Source organism: Bartonella sp. F02 (genome assembly GCF_026929975.1).
Classification (GTDB): domain Bacteria; phylum Pseudomonadota; class Alphaproteobacteria; order Rhizobiales; family Rhizobiaceae; genus Bartonella.
The window spans coordinates 247,611-269,620 of sequence record NZ_JANHOK010000003.1 but is presented as its reverse complement, the minus strand read 5'-3'; the positions used below and the strand labels follow the sequence as shown (position 1 = coordinate 269,620).

Here is a 22,010-nt window from a genome sequence, read left to right as displayed (position 1 = left end):
GCTATCAATCTCTTGTCTTAAACATGCACCTAAATAGGCCTACAGAACTGAACTCAAAAACTATAAAACGGAAATTTCCGTTTTCAAAAGAATAAATCCTATTACAGATACTCATCCAATTATAAACAACTATCTGGAGCGGGTAGCGGGAATCGAACCCGCATATTCAGCTTGGAAGGCTGCTGCTCTACCATTGAGCTATACCCGCCTACTGATAACTCTGCTATAAAAATGGTGGAGGGGGTTGGATTCGAACCAACGTAGCATACGCAACGGATTTACAGTCCGCCCCCTTTAACCACTCGGGCACCCCTCCATTCACTCAACAGAGTTATATGATCAAAATCATACTGTATATTATCGACTTAAAAAGTAATCGCGAGGCGGTTATGACGATTAGTATCGTATCTGTCAACCAAATAAATACATTTCTATGCAATTTTTTTTGCGAATAATTTTAAATTTTATGTTTTTTGTGTCTACATTTGTAATGAAAACGCTATAAAGAGCATATGCAACAAAAAATATCTAAAAATTCTTATCACGCTCGCCTTCGCCGTCAATATCGTGATGCAAAGGGCATTACTTCACTATCTCCAGCTCGTCTGAAACAAAAATATACTTCATTCAACCAAGAAGTCATCCATCTTTATGGAATCCATTCAGTTAACGCAGCTTTACAAAATCCAAAAAGAATTCTTAAATCTCTCCATATAACGCAAAATGCTTTAAAACGGCTAAATATAATCGAATCAGATTTGCCATGTCCTGTAAAATTGTGCTTACCAAAACAACTTGATGCACTTGTTGGGAAGGATGCAGTTCACCAAGGTATTGTTTTAGAAACTGAACCTCTCAAACCTCGTCATTTAACGGAACTCACAAATACTGATCTTGTTATTGTAATGGATCAAATTACGGATCCTCATAATGTTGGAGCAATTATGCGTTCTGCAGTTGCTTTTAAAGCTGGAGCACTGATCACAACGAATCGCCACTCTCCACAAGAAAGCGGAGTACTTGCTAAAGCAGCATCTGGGGCTCTAGAGCTTATCGATTATATAACCGTACGAAACCTTTCTGAAACACTCAGAGAACTTCATAAAATAGGCTTTACTAGTTTTGGACTTGATTCAGAATGTACATCACCTCTAGAAAAAGCATTAACAGGCAAAAAAATTGCTTTGGTTTTAGGAGCAGAAGGAAAAGGTCTGCGCCAAAAAACACGCGAAACAGTCTGCACGTTAGCATGTCTTGACATGCCTGGAGAAATTAAATCTCTAAATGTTTCAAATGCTGCAACAATTTCACTTTACGCGACTCATAAATATCTGAGATCATAACTTCGATTGACGCCACAAAGTGTCAAAAAAGCCAATAAATAAAAGACCAGATACAAGACCACCAACATGGGCTTCCCATGCTATTGAAACACTCTCTCCTTTAAACAGAAATGGAAATAATCCTGTGATAAAATTAATGATGAACCATAAACCAATATAAGTAAGTGTAGTTTTTGAAGAAAATACTTTCTTAAGAGACCACAAAGGAATAAATTTTTCTTTATTCTGTGTATTAGAATTTAGAAAAACTGGATTAAAACCATAACGCGCAATAGCGCCCATCATTCCAGAAATTGCACCCGAAGCTCCCACAAGAGGTACGGCACTATTCTGGTGGAACATATAATATGTTAATGCGGAAATAACAGCTGTAAAGATCCAAAAAAACACAAAACGCAAACCACCACAACGCTGTGCTAATGGTGATCCAAAAACCAAAAGCCAAGCCATATTAATGGCAACATGTTCCAAACTACCATGCATAAATGAGTAACTAACAGTAGTGTAAGAAAACACTAAAGGTTCAGTTTTAAAAAAAACTGGCACAAACGAAAAAAATGTAAGGCTCTTAACATATGATTGATCAGAAAAAAAATATTGAGAAATAAAATAAATAAAAAAACAAAATAGTATCAAAACAACTATAATTAATGGAACATTGAAAAGAGGTTCTTTAAATCGTATTGGCGATAATGGAGCGCTCTTATGTTTGAGATTAGCGTTTCTCATTTTATCTATAATTGTATTCCATTGATAAAATTAACAACTTTTTGCATATTACAATTAAATTTTGTAAAAAGCGTTTCATATAATTATCATTAATCTCATTTAGCAACGAACTTCTCACAAGCACCACCAATAAACATAGCACTTAAAAACTATTCACTAAATACAAAAATACAAAACTCAAATCGTTAATATATCTTTGTTTTCAATGATTTATTGTCATATCCTAAAAGCTACTTTTCACAACACAACTTTTAATAGCTGAAAAATTACGCAAATTACCAAAATTGCACAATGCCAAGAACTCTATTTGCAATCCTTTAACCACACATCATAAACAGAATGTTCTATAGCATTTAAACCAGGACTATCTGCAAACATCCATCCTGTAAAAATACGTCGTGTTTTTTTATCTAATGTCACTTCATCAACCTCAAGGAACCCACTCGTACGGGTAGGTTCATCCTTAGAGCTTGTGTAGCACACTCGCGGTGTAATTTGCAAAGCACCATATTGATAAACTTCACCAATATAAACTTCGAAGCGAGTAGTTCGGCCAGTTATTTTATCAAGACCAGCAAAAACAGCAATTCCATTACTAATACGTTCAGCTCTCACACCTAAAACAGAAGATAAAACTACCACACTTCCTATTAAACACACATAAAAAAAATACTTCGATTTTGACAGCAAAACAATTTTCATAATACCAAATCAATTGTATAAAAAAACAACTTAACTCATTAAAGTAATAATATCAGGTAAAAACCTATAGAAATTATTTTTTTACTTTTCAGGAGACCATGCATCATAATCTTTATGAATGTGAAAAAACTCGCTATTATGAGAAATAGATCCTTTCGGTCTATACGCTTTACTTGTTCCCGTCATATTTGCAATATGAGGCTTTTCCCATTCATACGATTGATAATTATCCTCTGTAGGCGGCGTATTACAACGATGATGAATCCAACCGTGCCAACCTGGAGGAATAGTAGAAGCTTCAGAGTAATCTTTATAAATCACCCAACGGCGCGGATAACCATCCTTATGGCGGCTCCCTTCATAATAAACATTACCAAATTGATCTTCTCCGATACGCTTACCTTTAAGCCATGTAAAAACGCGCGTATTGAGAGTATTACCACTCCACCACGTAAAAGTCTGTTTTAAAAAACCAGCTATTTTTCCCATATTTTTTAGACACTCACAAGATCAACCATTGGAATGAATTTATTATGATATTTTCATTAATTAAAGGCAAGCACTTTATCAAAAAGCTCAACTAAAACTTCACTCAGATAAAAAACCTTTAAGTCTTATATGTTTTACACAATAAAAATCAGATATTTATTAGGCTTCTTTTCTTCTATAATATTAATTTAGCTCAAGTTTCATTTTAACAAATTCATTAACAGTTTGAGGATTTGCTTTTCCTCCTGTTGCCTTCATGACTTGCCCAACGAACCACCCAACCAAAGCAGGCTTTTCTTTTACTTGTATAACTTTATCCGGATTATTGGAGATAATTTCATCAACTGCTTTTTCAATAGTTCTCATATCCGTTACTTGCTTCATATTACGTTCTTCGACAATCTGACGCGGATTTCCACCTTCATTCCAAATAATCTCGAACAAATCTTTAGCAATTTTTCCAGAAATAGTTCCTTCTTTAATGAGATCAAGAATTTCTCCCAACTGATCTGGTGAAACGGGTGTATTCTCAATTTCAAGATTATTTTTGTTTAAAGCACCTAAAAGATCATTGATAACCCAATTAGCAGCTATCTTTCCATCACGCCCACGAGCCACTTCTTCAAAATAATGAGCAATGGCTTTTTCTGTCACAAGAATAGAAGCATCATATGCAGTTAATCCCATCTCATTGATAAAACGGGCTTTTATATCATCTGGCAACTCAGGTAGTTCTGCAGCTAAAGCATCCACAAATGCCTGATCAAATTCCAATGGTAAAAGATCCGGATCTGGGAAATAACGATAATCATATGCCTCTTCTTTTGAACGCATAGATCGTGTTTCACCTTTAGAGGCATCAAAAAGACGAGTTTCTTGAGCAATCACACCACCATCTTCTAAAATAGCGATTTGACGACGCGCTTCATATTCAATTGCCTGACCAATAAAACGAATAGAATTAACATTTTTAATTTCACAGCGAGTTCCAAAATCCTCCCCTGGATGACGGACTGATATATTAACATCCGCACGCATAGAACCCTCATCCATATTGCCATCACAAGTTCCTAAATAACGTACAATCGTTCGTAATTTTGACATATAAGCTTTGGCTTCATCCGATGAACGCATATCTGGTTTGGAAACAATTTCCATGAGAGCCACACCAGAACGATTAAAATCTACAAACGACATTGTTGGATGCTGATCATGCATAGATTTTCCTGCGTCCTGTTCAAGATGTAACCGTTCAATCCCAATTTCAACATCTTCAAAATGACCATTGGAATCTGGTCCAATAGATATAACAATCTTCCCTTCACCAACAATTGGATATCGAAACTGTGAAATTTGATATCCTTGTGGTAAATCTGGATAAAAATAATTTTTACGATCAAAAATAGACTTCAAATTAATTTTAGCATTTAACCCCAAACCAGTTCGAATAGCTTGGCAAACACATTCTTGGTTAATAACAGGCAGCATACCTGGCATTGCAACATCTATGAGTGATACATGATTATTCGGCTCAGCTCCAAATTTAGCCGAAGCTCCTGAAAAAAGTTTTGAATTTGAGATAATTTGCGCATGAACCTCCATACCAATAACAACTTCCCAATCGCCTGTAACTCCAGAAATAAAATGTTTAGGATCAGGAATGCGGGTATCAATAATTTTCATGGCGAGTCCATTATCAAGATTAAAAAAACACGCTTAATGGCTAATCTAAAACGATGATCAGTGCAAGTCTAGAATACAACAAAAAAAAGCCCAGCTATACTGGGCTTGCCTTGTTTACTCAAAACTAATTTTTTTTAGGTTGTTTCTTGTTAGATGGAGATTTTTTTACACTTTTTTCTTTTGTTGTATTTTTCTTTTCAGCTGAAGCATTCTCGATTGAATCTGATTCGTCATACTCCTTCATTAATTCTTCAACTGTCACTTTCTTATCCGTAATTTTAATTTGAGACAGTAAATAATCAATAACTTTTTCTTCAAAAATCGGAGCACGCAAATTAGCAACCGCCTCTGGTGTACGGCGGAAAAAATCCATTATTTCTTTTTCTTGTCCTGGATATTGGCGAACTTGCTCAAAAACTGCTGTCTTCAACTCATCTTCACTAACGTTAACACCAGCCTTCATTCCAATCTCAGAAAGAACTAAACCAAGACGAACACGACGCTGCGAAAGCATACGATATTCCTCTCTAGCTTCTTCTTCTGTAAGACCTTCATCTTCAAAACTTTTTCCAGCTTTTTTGAAATCGTCTTTGACTTGAGTCCATATATTATCAAACTCAATTTCTAAAAGACGTTCAGGCACCTCAAAATTATAATCATTATCTAAAGAATCAAGAATTTGACGCTTAATTTTTTGGCGTGTCATAGAACCATATTGGCTCTCAATTTGCCCACGAACAACTTCACGTAAACGTTCAAGAGATTCCAAACCAAGTTTTTTAGCGGATTCATCATCAATTTTTAATTCATCTGGTTGATATACAGCTTTAACAACAACATCAAACGTTGCATCTTTACCCGCTAAATGCGCAGCATTATAATCATCAGGAAATTTAACAGAAATTGTCAGTGTATCGCCATTTTTTACACCAATCAATTGCTCTTCAAAACCAGGAATGAACTGTTTTGAACCAAGAACTAATTGCGCATCATTTGCTGACCCACCATCGAATGGAATCCCATCAATTTTACCAACATAATCAATTGTAACGCGATCATCTTCTGCAGCAGAACCATTTTTTTCTGAATAATTACGCGTAGATGAAAGCACGCGCTTTACTTGTTCATCAATCTCCTGCTCAGACACATCCGCAATTTCACGAATAATCTGAATATCTTTAAAATCTTTAACTTCAAATTTCGGTAAAACTTCATATTTCAGACTAAAAACAAAATCTTCTTTTCCATCTAAAATTTTTTCGTTTTCCTCAACGTCAATCTGCGGCTGCACTGCTGAACGTTCATTACGCTCAGTCAAAATAGAATGAGGAGCATCACTAATGATCTCATTAAGAATCTCAGCCATAAAAGATTTACCGTACATTTTTCGTAAATAGCCAGAAGGAACCTTACCAGGACGGAAGCCATTAAGCTTAATTTTACCCTTAGCACTATCTAAGCGCTCATTTAATTTTGCTTCCAAATCTTGCGCCGGAACCACAATCTTAATTTCGCGTTTCAATCCTTCATTAAGCGTCTCGGTAACCTGCATTGAAAAACCTTCATTTCTTTTAGGAGGAGAATAAACCCTCTCCGATAACAATCATATTCTCGTACTTACGTGCTAAAATACCATGACACTAATTTCTGATATACAGAAATCTCTAACATTCAAGGCCATTATTTTGGTGCGGATGGAGGGACTCGAACCCCCACGATCTCTCGCCAGAACCTAAATCTGGTGCGTCTACCAATTTCGCCACATCCGCTCAAATTTATTGAGCTCACAACTAGCACGTAAGCGGCGTCTGTATATCATTCAATTCCAATCAATTAAAGTAAAAAAGCAAACAAATACATTTTTTCATTCCAAGACATATCTTTTTTACAAAATATAGAAATAAAATCCGCACTTTTCAGAAAGCAATACTTCAGTTAAAAGGAGAATATGTTCAATAAATCAAATACTCCAATCCATGTTATCGGTGGTGGCCTTGCTGGCAGTGAAGCAAGCTGGCAGATTGCCCAATCAGGCATCCCTGTCATTTTACATGAAATGCGACCAAAAATAAAATCCGATGCTCATAAAACAGATAAACTCGCAGAGCTTGTTTGTTCGAATTCATTTCGCTCCGATGATTCATCAGTAAATGCTGTAGGACTTTTGCATGCCGAAATGCGATTAGCTAAATCTTTAATTATGCAAGCAGCAGATGAAAATAAAGTACCAGCCGGAAGTGCACTCGCTGTTGATCGTGATGGATTTTCTCAAACAGTAACAGAAGCACTTAAAAATCACCCTCTAATCACTATAGAACGTGAAGAAATTTATAATCTTCCTGAAAGTTGGCAAAATGTTATTATTGCAACAGGTCCTTTAACCTCACCAACACTAACCAAAACAATACAAAAAATAACAGGAACAGAATCGCTTTCTTTTTTCGATGCGATTGCACCCATTGTTTATACTGACAGTATTAATATGGACATCTGTTGGTATCAATCTCGTTACGATAAAATCGGACCTGAAGGAACAGGAAAAGATTATATTAATTGTCCTCTTAATAAAGAGCAATATGAAACATTTATTCAAGCTCTCAAAACCGGAGAAAAAACAGAATTTCGCGAATTTGAAAATGTTCCTTATTTTGATGGTTGTCTACCCATTGAAGTTATGGCTGAACGCGGGATTGAAACTTTAAGGCATGGTCCTATGAAACCTATGGGACTTACCAATGCGCATAATCCAACTATTAAAGCTTACGCTGTTGTGCAACTGAGACAAGACAATAAGCTTGGCACACTTTACAACATGGTAGGCTTTCAAACAAAACTGAAATATGGTGAACAAATACGCATTTTCAGAACAATTCCCGGTCTTGAAAAAGCTGAATTTGCACGTCTTGGCGGCATTCACCGCAATACCTATCTCAATTCGCCAATTATGCTTGATAAAACTCTTCGCTTAAAACAAAAAACACAATTGCGTTTTGCTGGGCAAATCACAGGTTGTGAAGGATATGTAGAATCATCCGCTATAGGACTTCTTGCTGGACGTTTTGCTGTTGCTGAATATAACCAGATCTCTCCTTCTTTGCCTCCAGAAACAACAGCTTTTGGGGCTCTCCTAAATCATATTACTGGCGGACATATTGCCAGCGAGGATATAGGAAAACAATCCTTTCAACCAATGAACATTAATTTTGGTCTTTTCCCTCCTATTGATTCTAACGAGAATCTAAAAAAACGCTTATCAAGTAAAGAAAAAAAGCTAGCAAAAAAACAAGCTATTACTGCTCGAGCGTTAAATGATTGTGCTCAATGGTTAGAAGAGAAAAATAAATAATCTAAAATAAATTGTTATTGTCCTTTAAAAGAAACATGACTCATTCATTAAATGCTCTCTTGAACAAAAAACTTTCAACATCTCCTAAAAAACAAACTTGAACGTTCGTTCATTCTTCAAATAAGAGATAATATAAAAATGCGATTAATAAATACTGCCTCAATTACGATACAAAAGTAATTTTCATTCTTAGAAACAACTAAAACACATCATCTTTCAGCAAAAAATGATTACAATATCTAATATATTGTCACGATTAGGAACAATTAAATAGAAAAATTAACCGGTGATAATAGCACCACTCCTCATACAAATTAAACGTCTTATCCTTATAGCTTAAAATCTATGCTACTTTTTATAAGTGGCAACAGTTTTTAGAGTAAAATACTTTATTTAAGATATTAGATGAATACATCTTATGTATGTTCATTACTATTTTTATTTTTAAAAGATATCAGAAACACTTTTGTAATTTCTATAGTATTAGAAATCATTTATAATAACACTTTAGATCTTTTTACAAAAAGCCTCCCCAGAGGCTTTCTGAAAACCCACTGATAAGTAAATAACTTAAATTACTTATTATTAACGGCTTCTTTTAGGTTTTTACCTGCAGAAAACTTCGGTACGGAACGCGCTGGAATATTAATCTCAGCACCAGTTGAAGGATTACGCCCTTTTGTTGCAGCACGATGAGAAACCTCAAAAGAGCCAAAACCTGGAAGGCGAACATCACCACCTGAAGCAAGCTCATGAGTTACAGTAGCAATAAAAGCATCTATAACATTACCAGCCTGCATTTTTGATACACCTGCTCTTTCAGCAACAGAACTAACTAATTCACTTTTATTCATTAAAGATTTCCTTTCCCTATATCGCCGTGCTACAAAATGAGCCAGCTACCATCTATAATTTTATTGAAAAGTACGGCAAACAGAAGCCTTATTTTTTTCAACATATTGTTTTTTTAGCAAAAATCATAGTTATTCACGGTTTTTTTATTTTTTTTTGCATAAATAACCAAAACAAACAATAAAAAAAGCGGTATTTACCGCTTTTAAAAATGTAATTATAATTCAAAATAATGAATCAGTATCAATGAGCAGTTAATATTCCTTCATTCTCACTCTCGCTTTTAACAGCTGTAGACACCGTAGAAGGTTCCGTCCATTCAATAGGCTCAGGGAAACGAATCAAAGCATGTCTGAGAACTTCACTAACATGGCTAACTGGAATAATTTCCATGTTATTTTTAACATCATCAGGGATATCAATTAAATCTTTTGCATTTTCTTCAGGAATCAATACTCTTTTGATCCCACCTCGAAGAGCCGCAAGCAGCTTTTCTTTTAGTCCTCCAATTGGCAAAACACGACCCCGTAAGGTAATTTCACCAGTCATAGCAATATCTTTATGAACAGCAATCCCCGTCAACACTGAAACAATCGCTGTAACCATAGCTATACCAGCAGAAGGACCATCTTTGGGCGTAGCCCCTTCTGGAACATGAACATGAATATCACTTTTATCAAAAAGCGGTGGCTCTATACCAAAATCAACGGCACGAGAACGAACATAAGACGCTGCAGCAGAAATTGACTCTTTCATAATATCACGCAAATTTCCAGTCACAGTCATTTTGCCCTTACCTGACATCATCACTCCCTCGATGGTCAAAAGTTCTCCACCAACCTCAGTCCATGCAAGTCCAGTGACAACACCAATTTGATTTTCACCATCAGCCTGACCAAAACGATAACGCTTCACACCTAGAAAATCACTGATGTTATCTTCTGTAATTTCAATAGACTTTTGATCTGTTTTAAGAATTTTTGTGACCGATTTACGCGCTATTTTCATTAATTCACGCTCAAGATTACGAACCCCCGCTTCACGGGTGTAAAATTGAATTATGGATCTGATCGCATTATCAGAAACACTGAATTCTTTTTTAGATAAAGCATGATCTTTCAACGCTTTCGGTAAAAGATGACGCTTAACAATCTCCATTTTTTCATATTCAGTGTAACCAGCAATACGAATAATTTCCATTCGATCCATTAATGGTCCAGGGATATTAAGAGTATTTGCAGTTGTAACAAACATCACATCAGAAAGATCGTATTCTACTTCTAAATAATGATCAACAAATGTGCTATTTTGTTCAGGATCAAGCACTTCTAATAAAGCTGATGAAGGATCTCCACGAAAATCTTGTCCCATTTTATCAATCTCATCAAGCAAAAAAAGAGGATTAGATTTTTTAGCTTTTTTCATAGATTGAACAATTTTACCCGGCATAGAACCAATATAAGTTCTACGATGTCCACGAATTTCAGCTTCATCTCGAACACCTCCTAGCGCAACCCGCACATACTCGCGACCTGTTGCTTTCGCAATAGAACGAGCAAGTGATGTTTTTCCAACACCAGGAGGACCCAAAAGACAAATAATAGGACCTTTTATTTTTGATGCACGGCTTTGCACTGCTAGATATTCAATGATTCGCTCTTTGACTTTTTCAAGACCAAAATGCTCATTGTTCATAATTTTTTCAGCAAAGTTTAAATCATTCTTAATTTTTGACTTTTTGCCCCAAGGTATCGCTAAAAGCCAATCAAGATAATTACGAACAACTGTTGCTTCTGCAGACATAGGAGACATATTACGTAATTTTCTTAACTCTGCTCCAGCTTTTTCACGTGCTTCTTTTGAAAGTTTTATTTTTTTAACACGTTCCTCTAATTCAGAAAGCTCATCACGGCTATCATCACCCGTTCCTAACTCTTTCTGAATAGCTTTCAACTGCTCATTAAGATAATATTCTCGTTGCGTTTTCTCCATCTGACGTTTGACATGTGAACGAATACGCTTCTCAACCTGCAAAACAGAAATTTCTCCTTCCATAAAAGAAAGAATACGTTCAAGACGATCACGAATAGGCAAAAGTGCTAACATGTCTTGTTTTTCTGAAAGTTTAATAACCAAATGTGAAGCAATCGTATCAGCAAGTTTAGAAGGATCATCAATTTGACCAATAGCATTCACAACTTCAGGAGAAATTTTCTTATTTAATTTTACATAATTTTCAAAATAAGAAATAACTGATCGAGAAAGAGCTTCGATCTCAACACCATCTTCCCTAAGTTCCTCTGTAATAGAAGCATGAGCTTGATGATAATCTTCATTATCAGTAAACTTACTAATTTTTGCACGTGCAGTCCCTTCAACCAAAACTTTTACAGTTCCATCAGGAAGCTTTAAAAGCTGCAAAACATTTGCAAAAGTACCAATATCGTAAATATCTTCCGATTTTGGATCATCATCAGAAGCATTTTTCTGAGTAACTAATAGTATTTGCTTATCAACAGCCATTGTTTCTTCAAGAGCACGAATCGACTTATCCCGCCCTACAAAAAGTGAAACAATCATATGAGGGAAGACAACAATATCACGAAGAGGTAAAACAGCGTAAAGCTCCTCTCTTACTTCGTCTGTTTTTTCATCAATGTATTGCATATTTTTCCTTTCTGGAACTGACAATTCATCCACACATAAACTTCTCTAAAAAGTCTTTCATTTCCTACAGTGAATGAAGTGGTAACTATGGACACACAAATCAAGGATTATGCATATAATACCCAGAAACACTTACCATCAAATAGCGTTCATATATTTTTCATACCACCAAGTATCACGCTGATACGTTTTCTTTATCTCCCGCACGTTCCAAATAAATATAAAGAGGTCGAGCTTTTCCTTCAACGACATCACTTGAAATTACTACTTTTTGAACCCCTTCTAAAGCTGGTAATTCAAACATGGTTTCAAGTAAAATCTTTTCCATAATAGAACGCAAACCACGCGCACCAGTCTTACGTTCAATAGCCTTTCTAGCAATTACACGCAAAGCATCTTCATGAAATGCTAATTCAACATTTTCCATTTCAAAAAGACGCTGATATTGCTTAACTAACGCATTTTTAGGTTGAGACAAAATTTGAACAAGCGCACTAGTATCTAAATCTTCCAAAGTAGCAATAATAGGAAGACGGCCAATAAATTCAGGGATTAAACCAAATTTAATCAAATCTTCAGGTTCTAAGTCGCGAAAAATCTCACCAACACAACGCTCATCAGGTGCCTTAACAGTAGCAGAAAAGCCAATCGATGTTTTTTCACCACGCCCTGAAATAATTCGTTCCAGACCAGCAAACGCTCCTCCACAAATAAACAAAATATTTGTTGTATCAACTTGCAGAAATTCCTGCTGAGGATGTTTTCGTCCACCTTGTGGAGGAACAGATGCGATCGTTCCTTCCATAATTTTTAATAAAGCTTGCTGGACGCCTTCACCAGAAACATCTCTTGTAATAGAAGGGTTATCAGCTTTACGAGAAATTTTATCAACCTCATCAATATACACAATACCACGTTGTGCACGCTCAACATTATAGTCAGCTGCTTGAAGAAGCTTTAAAATAATATTCTCAACATCTTCACCCACATAACCCGCTTCAGTTAAAGTAGTTGCATCTGCCATAGTAAAAGGAACATCAATAATACGCGCCAAAGTCTGCGCAAGATAAGTTTTGCCGCATCCTGTTGGCCCGACAAGAAGAATATTCGACTTAGCTAACTCAATATCATTGCCTTTTGATTGGTGTGCAAGTCGTTTATAATGATTATGAACAGCAACAGAAAGAACACGCTTTGCATGATCTTGGCCAATAACATAATCATCAAGAACTGTAATAATTTCCTGTGGAGTAGGAACACCATCTCGCGCTTTTACACCAGAAGATTTATTTTCTTCACGAATAATATCCATGCAAAGTTCTACACATTCATCGCAGATGAATACAGTAGGACCCGCAATAAGCTTACGAACTTCATGCTGACTTTTGCCGCAGAACGAGCAATAGAGAGTATTTTTTGACTCGCTCCCACTATTGCTGATTTTGCTCATTGTATTTTCCTTTCACCGCAACATACACAGAATTTGTCTTTTACAAAGATTTTTTAATAATAATTATTTAAAAGACATATAAAAATTATAAATGCTGCAACTTTTTTAGGTATTTCTTCTTCTATTTTACAAAACTTTATATTTTAAAATAACTATTTTAGAAACAATTTTTACACTTTTTATAAATAACGACTTTCTTTATAAAAACTCTTAATCCTGTTCTTCTTTTTCTGTCTCTGCACGGTATTGAATAACATCATCAACCAAACCAAATTGCTTAGCCTCCTCTGCTGTCATAAAATGATCGCGATCAAGAGTCCTTTCAATAATTTCATAATCTTGACCAGTATGCTGGACATAAATCTCATTCAAGCGTTGCTTCATCTTTATAATATCTTGTGCATGTCGTTCAATATCTGAAGCTTGTCCTTGAAAGCCACCTGAAGGTTGATGCACCATAATGCGTGCATTTGGTAATGTAAAACGGTGATCTTTTGCTCCCGCAGCTAAAAGTAATGACCCCATAGATGCCGCTTGCCCCATGCACAATGTAGAAACAGGAGGGCGAATAAATTGCATCGTATCATAAATCGCCATCCCAGACGTCACAACACCACCTGGTGAATTAATATAAAGGCTAATTTCTTTTTTAGGATTTTCAGCTTCCAAAAAAAGCAACTGCGCGCAAACGAGCATTGCCATACCATCTTCAACAGGACCATTAATAAAAATGATTCGTTCTTTCAAAAGACGAGAAAAAATATCATAAGCTCGCTCGCCACGGTTAGTCTGTTCAACAACCATAGGCACCAGACTTAACGCTGTTTTTATTGGATCGCTCATATTTTCACTTTCATTAATTAAGAATTGTTATCTTTACGCATTCAATTGCATTATCTATAGGCTAACAATATTTTCGTACACAAGCTACAATCAATTATGCTCAAACAGAATAAAAACTTTAACGATTAAAATAACTATAATAATGCAGCTCAAACGACCTCGAATAACAGAACCTATAATGTAACTCAACAATTGACTTCTTGTTTATACAGTTTTCACTTTAATATATATGAGCTTCTATAGAAATTTTTATACCATCACTGAAACATCAAAGCTTAAACTTTAAGATTACACAGTTTTTTCTAACCAAATTATCATCACACTAACTTTATTTTTCTAAAAAACATTTTAAAAATAAATATCTACATTTTAACAAATTATATTGGCCTCATAATAACGCAAAATTTTAACGCTATATAATCTATCTCACACCTAATTTATACATTTAAAAGGGTAAAATTAAAACACTCAGTTATTTATTACATCCCCTCACACAAACTCTCAATTAAAAATATTCTAAACTGACGCGGAATAATTGCTCAACTTCACGAACACTATCGGCTAAAGCAAAAATCACTACACGATCACCAGGTAAAATACGTATATCTGCTAAAAGTGGTATAATCTTTTTATTACGATAAAGAGCACCAATTCTTAATCCATTTGATAAATTCAACTCTGATAATGATTTTCCAACCAATGAGGAAGTTTGCATCACTTCGGCTTCAATAATTTCTGCATTACCATTAAAAACAGAATGAACAGCACGGATACGGCCACGACGCATCTGTTGCAAAATCTTTGACACAGTAACACTACGAGGATTAAGATAAGCATCCACACCAACTGCACGACTAAACTCTTGGTATGCAACATTATTAATCAACACCATATTGGCTTTACACCCTAATCTTTTAGCTATAATAGCACTTAAAAGATTTACCTGATCCTGATTAGTCAATGTAATCATTAAATCAGCCTGATCAATTCCAGATTCCTGTAAAATGATAGGATCCAAAACATTACCATATAAAACTGTCGTCTTTTCAAGCTGATCAGCGATTACTGACGCTCTTTCTCTTGATGACTCAATAATTTTTAGTCTTAATTTATGTAAACGTTTTTCAATAGCCTGAGCAACATAAAGACCAATATGACCACCTCCTGCAATGATTATGCGGTGCGCATTTTGATCTTTATGGCCAAAAATGACAAGTGCACGGCGCACTTGATCACGTGCTGCAACAAGATAAATAACATCTCCAACACATAATTGTGTATCTGAATGGGCAATTAATAACTCTGAACCACGCTTAATGGCTGTAACTGTTGTCTGAAGATCAGGAAAAAGCTCTGTTAATTGACGCAAAGGTGTATTAATAACCGGACAATCCTCCATACATTCTAAAGCTAATGCCACAATATCATCATTACAAAAATAAAGAACATCTATCGCACCAGGCAAAGCAATACGGCGTAAAACCATTTCTCCAACTTCAACTTCTGGCGAAATAACAACATCAATAGGAATATTTTCTCTTGCAAAAAGAGTTTTATAGAATGGTTCCAGATATGATTGTGAACGAATACGCGCTATCTTAGTTGGGATATTAAATAATGAATGCGCTACTTGACAAGCAACCATATTAACTTCATCAAATAAAGTCACGGCAATCAGCATATCTGCTTCATCAGCACCCGCCGCCAAAAGGACTTCAGGACGCGAACCATGACCAACAAAACCTCTAACATCCAGTGTATCACGAATTTTTTCAACTAATCGTGCTTCAATATCAATAACAGTAACATCATGATTCTCAGCAGAAAGACGCTCTGCTATTCCATAACCAACCTGTCCCGCTCCACAAATAATAACACGCATATTTTATGAAACTCCAAGAGCTTTGAGTTTACGATGTAAAGCTGAACGCTCCATACCAATAAATTCAGCAGTACGTGATATATTTCCACCCAAACGCCCAATTTGTGCTGTTAAATATTTCCTTTCAAACAATTCACGCGCTTCACGCAACGGCAAATCCATTATATTGCTCTCCTCTGGATCTATTTTGACAAGCGGCAAGGAATTACTTACTTCAACAGGAAGAAGCTCTGCTGTTATGGGGCCATCACCATCACGAACAAGAATAAGAAGGCGTTCAATATTATTACGCAACTGCCGTACATTGCCTGGCCACGCATGCGTTTGTAAAATAGAAATAACATCATCACTTATTGTACGCGGTTTAATACCAACTTGCTGTGATATTGCTTTAACAAAATGATGAACAAGCTCTGGAATATCTTCACGTCGTTCAGAAAGTGGAGCAACAGTTATAGGAACAACTGAAAGACGATGAAAAAGATCTTCTTTAAACCGCCCATCAGCAATTAAATTTTCAAGATTTTGTGCTGTTGAAGAAATGATACGAACATCGACTTTTACACGTTTTACACCACCAACTCTCCTAAATGTTTGACTCGTCAATACTTGAAGAATTTTATTTTGCGTTTCATGCGGCATATCTGCAATTTCATTAAGATATAATATTCCACCGTGAGCTTCTTCTAGCGCACCAATCTTACGTTCTCCTCCTTCCATTTCGTTCCCAAATAATTCTATTTCCATTTTTTCCGGAGTAATCGTTGCAGCATTTATTGCAACAAATGGTCCTTTGGAACGCGATGAAAGTGCATGAATAGCACGAGCGACCATTTCTTTTCCTGCACCTGAAGGCCCTGTAATCATCACACGACTATTGGTTGGCGCTACCTTTTCTATAACCTGGCGTAAATGTTTCATAGCCATTGATTTTCCAAGCAATTCTGGTGGTTCACTGGATCGTTTTTGTAACTCTAAAAGCTCACGCTTCAGTTTTGAATTTTCAAGAGTTCGCTCAGCAACTAATACAAGCCGATCTGCTTTAAAAGGCTTTTCAATAAAATCATATGCACCTCGTTTTATTGCAGAAACCGCCGTTTCAATATTACCATGACCAGAAATCATAACAACTGGAAGAGATGGATAACGCGTTTTGATTTCATCGAGAAGCATCAATCCATCGAGATGACTTCCATGTAACCAAATATCTAGAAAAATAAGTTTTGGAACACGATCACTAATTTGTATTAAAGCTTCATCAGAATTACTCGCAACACGCGTTTCATAACCTTCATCTTCCAAAATACCAGCAATAAGCTCACGAATATCTGCTTCATCATCAACAATTAAGATATCTGACACCATTGATTTTATTCCCCTTTTTGATGACTAATCGCTTGCACAACACTCTCCTGTTTGCCGTTATTGACTGGAAATACCATACGAATCATCGCTCCACGACCTTCATAAAAACTCTCTGGTGCATCACGCAGTTCCATATAACCACCATGATCTTCAATAATCTTACGCACAATAGCTAACCCTAGTCCTGTACCTTTTTCTCGTGTTGTTATATAAGGTTCTAGTAATTTCTGTCTTTGTCCTTTAGGAAGTCCTTTTCCGTTATCTATTATATCCACAACCAAATGCCTTTTTTGACAATAAGAACGTATCAGAATATGGCCATGAATACCTTCATCTCGCGAGACCGCATCAATTGCCTCACTTGCATTTTTGATAACATTACTGAAAGCTTGTACAATAAGACGATTATCAAACGCACCAACAAGAGGGACATCTCCTAAATCTTGCTCAAAGTGAATATCATGCCGTGCAACTTCTATCAAAAAACACGCCTCTCGCAAAAACCCACGCACATCCGCAATGCACATTTTTGGTTTAGGCATACGAGCAAAAGAAGAAAACTCATCAACCATCCTTCCGATATCTCCAACCTGTCGAATAATTGTATCAATACACCGATCAAAGACTTCTTTATCTTGTGTAATAACTTTTTCGTATCGTCTACGAATACGCTCAGCCGATAATTGAATAGGCGTAAGTGGATTTTTAATCTCATGCGCAATTCGACGCGCAATATCTGCCCACGCTGACGAACGTTGTGCTTCTACAAGATCTGTAATATCATCAATCGTTAATACCCAAGACTGCCCTTGCCCATCGTCTTCTTCCATTGTAATTTGTACATTACAAACACGCTCTTGCCCAGAAACGTTTAAAGTTACCTGTTCTCGGTGATTTCTGCGACCTAATGAACAAGCAAGCTTAAAAACATGCCCTATTTCAGCACTTAAAGATAAAAGACTGTGCCCGATAACTTGTTCAGAACAAATACCAAACATAGATTCAATAGACCTATTAATAATTGTTATATCGCCATTATCATCAATTCCAGCAATACCTGCTGTTACTCCTGACAAAACAGCTTCAGAAAAACGTCGTCTTTCATCAATTTGATCACGAACCGCAATCAACTCATTCCGTCGACTTTTCAATTCACTAACCATATAATTGAACGTTTTTGATAACTGTCCAATATCTCCATCCCTCACTCGAACAGGAACAAAAACATCCATATTTCCAGAGGCAACATCATCAGCCGCGCTAATAAGACGCCGAATAGGACGAACTAAACGATCAGCAACAGCAATGCCAGCCCAAACTGCAGAAAGAAATAAACTTAAAAATAGGCATAAATAAAGCATACCAAATGCAATTTGTGTTGGTAGACGATTTTCATTTAAATCACGATAACGATCTGTATTAATTTCTGTCAAACGTAAAGCAGATAAAACATTTTTATCAACATCACGAACCAAATACAAAAATGTATTTGAAATATTAGTAAACTTTAAAATAATCCCGAAATAATCATGAACGCCTGGCTGAAAAACAAAAGGTCTCATATTGGTTGCTTGATTAATAAGATCAGGAGATGGAATAGGTAATTGATCTTCATCACCGAGATTACTTGATACAAAAACAGCACCACTTGGACTTAATAAAAATGCACCACGAAGATTACGGCCTGCCGCATGATGAGTTAATTGTATTCGATATTCAGCTGGATTACGCTCTAAAAACCTTTTATTATCAAGTGCTAATGCCATAGCATAAGATACATTTTTTAAATTTTGTAGCATCTCATCTGCATAAGCATTAGCTAAATCGATTGAGGAGCCTACAATTTGTCGAGTCGTTGTATCAAACCATCGATCAAGTCCTAAATTAAGAGCAGGACCCGATACAAGAGCAACAGAAACAGCGGGTAATGTTGCAACAAGAACAAACAACGAAATTAGACGCACATGGAGACGTGAAGCAGCATGCCTTAAGCGCCATGCACGAACAATGGGAATCATCTCGTAAACAACAATAACGACAAGACCAAAAACCCAAATGCCATTAATTCCTATAAGAATTAATGTCACAGACCTATCAGGAATAATAGGTGTTAACCCCACAAGAATGATAAACGAAATAGCAGCCGTCAACAAAGCTAATACAATGACAGCAACACCCAAAAAGGTATACACATACCTCAAACGATGTGCTTCATCATGATAATTCTCTTCATTATTTATGTTATGAAAATTTGTTAAAGATATTATACTCATAATTATTGATACATCACTTACATCTTATTGCTCTCACATAATCTTTCGTGACAAAAGCTAATAACGTTACCTTAAATATAGCCAATCCAAAAAATTAAGAAAGAGCTTTCACATTTTTTAAATTGACTTTAAAATCGTTTGCTTTTTATAATCCTTTCCATAGGAAGTGAGATGTGATTAACGAAACAAGTTACGCACTTCGAATGCGTATGTACAGTACAACACGTCAAAAAACTCTAAGTTGTATTCCTGATATTGCCAAAGTACATGTTATATTAGAACTTTTTTATTTAAAATTTTTCAACTTATAATTGAAGCTGATTTTATGAAAACAGTACGTAGACGCAATGGTGATGTAAAATTAGCAAAATCCGCAACAGAAATTTCAGTTACTGATATTGTAAAAAAACTGACGGTAATTTTTCTATGGTAGAATGTTTTGACAATACAATTTTTAATGGCTTGTTAGTTCATTTTTATAATTTAAATATGGTACTCAAAAACACATTAAATTCTTTTTTCAATATATTATCAATGATACCTATTACTAATCTGCAAAACTCATCTTTTCAGCATCAGCTGAAAGTAGACGACATAATAACAAATAATAATCCGTTGAAAGAACATTAAAAGGAGACTAAGCATTTCTATTGCAGCTGTAATATTAGCCGCTGGGCGTGGAAAAAGAGCAGGATCACCTCCCAACAATCCAAAACAATATCTGCTTTTAGGGAAAAAACCGGTTATTTATCATACTGTACACTGCTTTTTGCAAAATACAGCGATCACAACTATCGTTTTGGTTATCCATCCAGAAGATCGCCAAATATGCGAAAATGCTATAGCTGATTTTAAAAAGCACATTATCATTGTTGAAGGAGGTGCTACACGTCAAATATCTACCCTATGTGGATTACGTGCACTCAAAAATATTCAACCACAATATGTTCATATCCACGATGGTGCACGCCCCTTCGTTGATAATAAACTTCTTGAAAAAATCCATATTACTGTCAATAAGCGTGAAGGTGTTCTTCCTGTTTTACCCATTTCTGATACTCTTAAACGTGTCAACGATACACTGTATATTTCAGAAACAGTTCCACGCGCTGATCTTTATAATGCACAAACTCCACAATGTTTTCCATTCGATCGAATCTTAGCTGCTCACGAACAAGCAATACAATCATGCAAACATGAATTTACAGACGATTCTGCAATCGCAGAATGGTTTGGCATTCCCATGCGTGCTATTCATGGAAATCCTGATAATATAAAAATTACGTGGCCAGAAGATTTTGACACTGCATATCTACATCTTCAGAAAAGAGTACAAATGTTTCCTGATATTCGCACCGGTAATGGTTATGACGTTCATTCTTTTGAAGAAGGAGATTATATCACACTCTGTGGCATAAAAATCCCTTTTAAAAAGAAATTAAAAGGACATTCAGATGCTGATGTTGCACTTCATGCATTAACGGACGCTCTTCTCGCTACACAAAGTGCCGGAGATATTGGGACTCATTTTCCTCCTTCTGATCCTCAATGGAAAAATGCTCCATCGCATATTTTTCTACGCCACGCTCTTAAAATTATTAAACAAGCAGATGGCCGTATTGCAAACATTGATATTACATTGATTGTTGAAGAGCCTAAAATTGGTCCTTATCGTCATATGATGGTAACAAATCTTATGAATATACTCACCATCTCTATTGATCGCATTTCTATCAAAGCAACCACGAATGAAAAACTAGGATTTATTGGTCGTGGCGAAGGAATTGCTGCTCTCGCGACTGCTACTGTTGTCTATCCAGGAGAAGTTCCAAAATGACACATATTTGTGAAAAACAAGCAGAGGCAGTTCTTACAGCTTGTCGTCAAAAAGGCCTGTTACTAACGACGGTCGAATCCTGTACCGGAGGACTTATTGCAGCAAGCCTTACGAACATTGCAGGATCATCAGATATCTTAGATTGCGGGTTTGTTGTCTATTCAAACGAATCCAAAACACGTCTTGTTGGTGTATCCGCTGAACTTATAAAAACACATGGGGCAGTCTCAAAAGAAGTAGCCATTGCAATGGCTGAAGGTGGATTAAAATACTCACTTGCAGCTATCTCAATCGCAGTAACAGGAATTGCTGGACCAGGAGGAGCGTGTTCAGAAAAACCAATTGGACTCGTGCATTTTGCAATTGCTCGTAAAAATCATGAAACTGTACATAAAGAAATGCGGTTCGATAAAATGAATCGTCATTCTATTCGTCATGCAACTGTTGAAAATGCTTTGCAACTAACTCTTGCATCACTCAAGTGAGTTTTTCTCTTATTATAAAATATCTCTAGAGTATCACATTCCCATTACATCAAAAACTAAATCC

At 36.0% G+C, this 22,010-nt stretch carries 16 protein-coding genes and 3 tRNA genes; 4 read left to right on the top strand and 15 right to left on the bottom strand.

The window, feature by feature from the left end; all coding sequences use genetic code 11:
* Positions 1-134: 134 nt before the first annotated feature.
* Both NPY00_RS04005 and NPY00_RS04000 read right to left on the bottom strand, forming a co-directional pair.
* Positions 135-208 (bottom strand) — tRNA-Gly (locus NPY00_RS04005).
* A gap of 24 nt (positions 209-232) precedes the next feature.
* Positions 233-316, bottom strand: a tRNA-Tyr gene (locus NPY00_RS04000).
* 196 nt (positions 317-512) lie between these two features.
* On the opposite strand from NPY00_RS04000, the gene NPY00_RS03995 reads away from it, so the two are divergent.
* Positions 513-1,343, top strand: coding sequence for a TrmH family RNA methyltransferase (locus NPY00_RS03995; RefSeq protein WP_269020777.1), 831 nt, complete (start codon positions 513-515; stop codon positions 1,341-1,343).
* Here the strand turns inward: NPY00_RS03995 and NPY00_RS03990 are convergent.
* The 6 genes from NPY00_RS03990 to NPY00_RS03965 form a co-directional block, all read right to left on the bottom strand.
* Positions 1,338-2,072, bottom strand: coding sequence for a rhomboid family intramembrane serine protease (locus tag NPY00_RS03990; RefSeq protein WP_269020776.1), 735 nt, complete (start codon positions 2,070-2,072; stop codon positions 1,338-1,340). The two genes, NPY00_RS03995 and NPY00_RS03990, sit on opposite strands and share 6 nt — an antisense overlap.
* Positions 2,073-2,375: 303 nt before the next feature.
* A complete protein-coding gene (locus NPY00_RS03985) occupies positions 2,376-2,774 on the bottom strand; it encodes a DUF2155 domain-containing protein (RefSeq protein ID WP_269020775.1) in 399 nt (132 codons plus the stop codon).
* A gap of 81 nt (positions 2,775-2,855) precedes the next feature.
* Positions 2,856-3,254, bottom strand: coding sequence for an NADH:ubiquinone oxidoreductase subunit NDUFA12 (locus NPY00_RS03980; RefSeq protein WP_269020792.1), 399 nt, complete (start codon positions 3,252-3,254; stop codon positions 2,856-2,858).
* Positions 3,255-3,446: 192 nt separating this feature from the next.
* Entirely contained in the window at positions 3,447-4,946 is a 1,500-nt protein-coding gene (gene gatB / locus NPY00_RS03975; protein WP_269020774.1) for an Asp-tRNA(Asn)/Glu-tRNA(Gln) amidotransferase subunit GatB, read from the bottom strand.
* Between the two features lie 124 nt (positions 4,947-5,070).
* Positions 5,071-6,498: a trigger factor gene (gene tig, locus NPY00_RS03970; protein WP_269020773.1), complete on the bottom strand. Its 1,428-nt coding sequence runs from the start codon at positions 6,496-6,498 to the stop codon at positions 5,071-5,073.
* A 134-nt stretch (positions 6,499-6,632) separates the two neighbouring features.
* Positions 6,633-6,715: transfer RNA gene (locus tag NPY00_RS03965), tRNA-Leu, on the bottom strand.
* Positions 6,716-6,894: 179 nt separating this feature from the next.
* Between NPY00_RS03965 and trmFO the strand changes: the two genes are divergently transcribed.
* Positions 6,895-8,292 carry a methylenetetrahydrofolate--tRNA-(uracil(54)-C(5))-methyltransferase (FADH(2)-oxidizing) TrmFO gene (gene trmFO, locus NPY00_RS03960; RefSeq protein ID WP_269020772.1) on the top strand — a complete coding sequence of 466 codons (1,398 nt, stop codon included), beginning with the start codon at positions 6,895-6,897 and terminating at the stop codon, positions 8,290-8,292.
* A 575-nt stretch (positions 8,293-8,867) separates the two neighbouring features.
* Here the strand turns inward: trmFO and NPY00_RS03955 are convergent.
* From NPY00_RS03955 to NPY00_RS03925, 7 genes are all read right to left on the bottom strand, one after another.
* Positions 8,868-9,146: an HU family DNA-binding protein gene (locus tag NPY00_RS03955; RefSeq protein WP_269020771.1), complete on the bottom strand. Its 279-nt coding sequence runs from the start codon at positions 9,144-9,146 to the stop codon at positions 8,868-8,870.
* A 241-nt stretch (positions 9,147-9,387) separates the two neighbouring features.
* Positions 9,388-11,811: an endopeptidase La gene (gene lon / locus NPY00_RS03950; RefSeq protein WP_269020791.1), complete on the bottom strand. Its 2,424-nt coding sequence runs from the start codon at positions 11,809-11,811 to the stop codon at positions 9,388-9,390.
* 175 nt (positions 11,812-11,986) lie between these two features.
* Positions 11,987-13,261 carry an ATP-dependent Clp protease ATP-binding subunit ClpX gene (gene clpX, locus NPY00_RS03945; RefSeq protein WP_269020770.1) on the bottom strand — a complete coding sequence of 425 codons (1,275 nt, stop codon included), beginning with the start codon at positions 13,259-13,261 and terminating at the stop codon, positions 11,987-11,989.
* A 210-nt stretch (positions 13,262-13,471) separates the two neighbouring features.
* Positions 13,472-14,104, bottom strand: coding sequence for an ATP-dependent Clp endopeptidase proteolytic subunit ClpP (gene clpP, locus NPY00_RS03940; protein ID WP_269020769.1), 633 nt, complete (start codon positions 14,102-14,104; stop codon positions 13,472-13,474).
* Positions 14,105-14,609: 505 nt separating this feature from the next.
* Positions 14,610-15,986, bottom strand: coding sequence for a Trk system potassium transporter TrkA (trkA, locus tag NPY00_RS03935; RefSeq protein WP_269020768.1), 1,377 nt, complete (start codon positions 15,984-15,986; stop codon positions 14,610-14,612).
* A gap of 3 nt (positions 15,987-15,989) precedes the next feature.
* Positions 15,990-17,351, bottom strand: a complete 1,362-nt coding sequence (gene ntrX, locus NPY00_RS03930; RefSeq protein ID WP_269020767.1) for a nitrogen assimilation response regulator NtrX — start codon at positions 17,349-17,351, stop codon at positions 15,990-15,992.
* Positions 17,352-17,356: 5 nt separating this feature from the next.
* The gene (locus tag NPY00_RS03925) at positions 17,357-19,624 is read right to left on the bottom strand and encodes a sensor histidine kinase NtrY-like (protein WP_269020766.1); all 2,268 of its coding nucleotides are present in this window, start codon (positions 19,622-19,624) and stop codon (positions 17,357-17,359) included.
* Positions 19,625-20,267: 643 nt separating this feature from the next.
* On the opposite strand from NPY00_RS03925, the gene NPY00_RS03915 reads away from it, so the two are divergent.
* Together NPY00_RS03915 and NPY00_RS03910 are read left to right on the top strand one after the other, a co-directional pair.
* Positions 20,268-21,461 carry a bifunctional 2-C-methyl-D-erythritol 4-phosphate cytidylyltransferase/2-C-methyl-D-erythritol 2,4-cyclodiphosphate synthase gene (locus NPY00_RS03915; RefSeq protein ID WP_269020790.1) on the top strand — a complete coding sequence of 398 codons (1,194 nt, stop codon included), beginning with the start codon at positions 20,268-20,270 and terminating at the stop codon, positions 21,459-21,461.
* Positions 21,458-21,946 (top strand): CinA family protein, encoded by a 489-nt coding sequence (locus NPY00_RS03910; protein ID WP_269020765.1) that lies wholly within the window; start codon positions 21,458-21,460, stop codon positions 21,944-21,946. The genes NPY00_RS03915 and NPY00_RS03910 overlap by 4 nt, the downstream gene beginning before the upstream one ends.
* Positions 21,947-22,010: the final 64 nt, after the last annotated feature.